Raw genomic sequence first — 2,659 nt, 5'->3', positions numbered from 1 at the left:
GTAAGCGATCCATTTTCGACGTCTACCAACTGACGCTCTGAGCGAGGAGCATAGGTGTCCACCTATTCGGAGGTGGACACCTATGACTGGCAAAGACTCAGAGTTGAAAGTAGTTCGTCAAAGCCGCGACGGGCGCCGTCGCTATGACGAGGGAGGCAAGCGCGTACTGATCGAGGCCGCGTTGCGACCAGGCGCGTCGGTCGCCCGTTTGGCACAGGAGCATGGGATCAACGCTAACCTGCTGCGCAAATGGATCGCGAAGTATCTGATGGAGCGCGAGAAAGGCATCCCATTTGCATCGCAGGAAACGCGCGCCGCGGAGCGCGATCTACCGTCATCTGCCATCGACGCAATTGCCCACGAAGACTTCCGTCGTTGCATGGATGACGGATCGACCGACGTTGCGGGCTCACGTAAGCACCTCCTGTGCGCACCGTCTACTTCTGCATTTGTGCCGGTCGTTTCAACATCATCGGTGCCGCCGTTGCCACTCGTGTTGACTGCAACTGCGCCGATCACGCTTTCGCTGCATGTGCGACTGTCGAATGGTGTGGAGCTTGATCTCAGTGCAGCGAGCATCGACGAACTGAGCACCGTGGTCCAGATGTTCGGGAGGATGCCGTGTTCCGGTTCGACGAAAATCTGAAGGTGTACCTGCACCGCGATCCCGTCGATTTCCGGTACGGAATGAACAGCCTGTCGATTCTCGTCGAACAGGCGATGCGCCTGAATCCCATGGATTCCTCGCTCTACGTTTTTACCAACCGGCGACGCGATCGCGTCAAGATCCTGGGCTGGCAGCACAATGGTTTCTGGCTGATGCTCAAGAGACTCGAGGCCAATGATCGCTTCGTCTGGCCTGACAGCAAAACCGAAGTCGTGACGTTGACCGTCGATCTGCTGCACTGGCTTCTCGAAGGTGCCGACATTGCTGCTCTTCAGCGGCATCCGAAACGCCATTATGCTCGCGTGAGTTGAACACGGCATCGGCGTGCCGGTCTAAGTGGCATGCCGATCAACGTGACCATCGACGCTGACGAACTCAGGGCGCTCCGCGCGATACGTGAGGAGCATGACGCCCTTCAGTCAGAGCGTGACGGGTTACGCAGCGCACTGCGTCTCGTGACTGCGGAGCGCGACCTGGCTGAGGAACGACTGCGCGCTTACCGGCGCGAGCTGTTCGGCGCGAAGAGCGAAGCTCGCGCATCGGATCAGCCCGGTCTGTTCAATGAAGCCGAAGTGCTCGGCGCGAACGCAACACCCGCGCAGGAAGATACTCCCGAAACCAGGATCGCCGCGCACACGCGCAAGAAGCGCGGTCATCGCAAACCGCTCGATCCCAACTTGCCGCGCGAAGTCGTTCGGCACGAACTTCCCGAAGCCGAACGCTTCTGCAACCACGACGGCCACGCGCTCGTTGAGATCGGTGTCGAAACGAGCGAGCAGCTCGACGTGATCCCCGAACAGCTTCGCGTCATCCAGCACCAGCGCGTCAAGTATGCCTGCCCGTGCTGCGATCTTGGCATCAAAGTCACGCCCGCGCCGCTGCGCATCATCCCGCGTGGACTGCTCACGGAATCGGCGCTCGCGTGGGTCGCCTCCGGCAAGTATCAGTTTGGCATGCCAATCTATCGCCAAGCGGTCCTGCTGCGACGCTTCGGTGGCGACATCTCATCGAACACTCTCGCCGCGAGCATGGTCCGCGTCGGTCTCGCGACGCAGCCCGTTATCAACCTGATGCGCGACGCGTTGCTCGATGCTGACGTGATCTACTGCGACGAGACGACGTTCCAGGTCCTGAAGGAAGACGGGCGCAAGCCACAAACGAAAAGCTATCTCTGGTCGCAAATGACCGGATCTGGAACGCCCATCCGCTGTTTCGCCTATACGGCTGGTCGCGGCGCGAAGCTGGCCGACAAACTGTTCGCCGGTATCCGCAAGGGCGCGGTTCTGATGACCGACGGATACGAGCCCTACAACGGCATTGCGCAACAGTATCAGCTCGTGCACCTCGGATGCTGGGCTCATGCGAGACGGTATCTGGTCAAGGCCGAAGATAATGTACCCAAGGCGGCCCGCTCCCCCGATCTGCTCGCCACACGCTTCATCAAACTGATCGGCAAGCTGTTTGCGGCGGAAGCGCGCAGTGAAACGTGGCCGGCTGAACGACGACAGCGATTGCGACGACGATACAGTGCACGCGTGCTCGATGCCATCGAAACGCTGATGCTTGAACAGTTGCCCGGCGTCGTGCCGCAAAGCTTACTCGGCAAGGCCCTGACCTATCTGCATGGGCAGTGGCCCAAGCTGATCCGATACGTCGAGAACGGCAACTGGCCCATATCGAACAATCCCTGCGAAAATTCCATTCGCCCGTTTGTCGTCGCACGCAAAAGCTTCCTGTTTGCCGATACAGTTGCTGGCGCACATGCGAGTGCGAATCTTTATTCGCTGGTCGAGTCAGCCAAAGCCAACGGCATCGATCCGTATCGCTACCTCACCTGGCTGTTCCAGCGGTTGCCTCTGGCAAAGACGGCCGACGACTACGACGCGCTGCTTCCCTGGAAGCTGCCGGCCAACCTCCGCTGATCCGCGTTCCTACCACACGTCACGCGCTCCGCCACCTGAATTGAGGGGCGTCGCTGATGGACCGCATACG

The 2,659-nt window shown here is 60.0% G+C and carries 3 protein-coding genes; all 3 read left to right on the top strand.

The features are described 5' to 3' along the window. The first annotated feature begins 82 nt into the window (after positions 1–82). The 3 genes from AWB68_RS43895 to tnpC are packed head-to-tail and all read left to right on the top strand — an operon-like array spanning position 83 to position 2,589. The gene (locus AWB68_RS43895; protein ID WP_087650320.1) at positions 83–646 is read left to right on the top strand and encodes a transposase; all 564 of its coding nucleotides are present in this window, start codon (positions 83–85) and stop codon (positions 644–646) included. Beyond that, complete coding sequence (gene tnpB / locus AWB68_RS43890) at positions 622–978, top strand: IS66 family insertion sequence element accessory protein TnpB (RefSeq protein ID WP_087650319.1); 357 nt, start codon at positions 622–624, stop codon at positions 976–978. The genes AWB68_RS43895 and tnpB overlap by 25 nt, the downstream gene beginning before the upstream one ends. A gap of 30 nt (positions 979–1,008) precedes the next feature. After that, positions 1,009–2,589, top strand: coding sequence for an IS66 family transposase (gene tnpC / locus AWB68_RS43885; RefSeq protein ID WP_087650318.1), 1,581 nt, complete (start codon positions 1,009–1,011; stop codon positions 2,587–2,589). Positions 2,590–2,659: the final 70 nt, after the last annotated feature.

The sequence above is a fragment of the Caballeronia choica genome, from assembly GCF_001544535.1.
In the GTDB taxonomy this organism is placed as follows: Bacteria; Pseudomonadota; Gammaproteobacteria; order Burkholderiales; family Burkholderiaceae; genus Caballeronia; species Caballeronia choica.
Note: the sequence above shows the minus strand (reverse complement) of the source record. Positions and strands in the feature narration are given on the sequence as shown.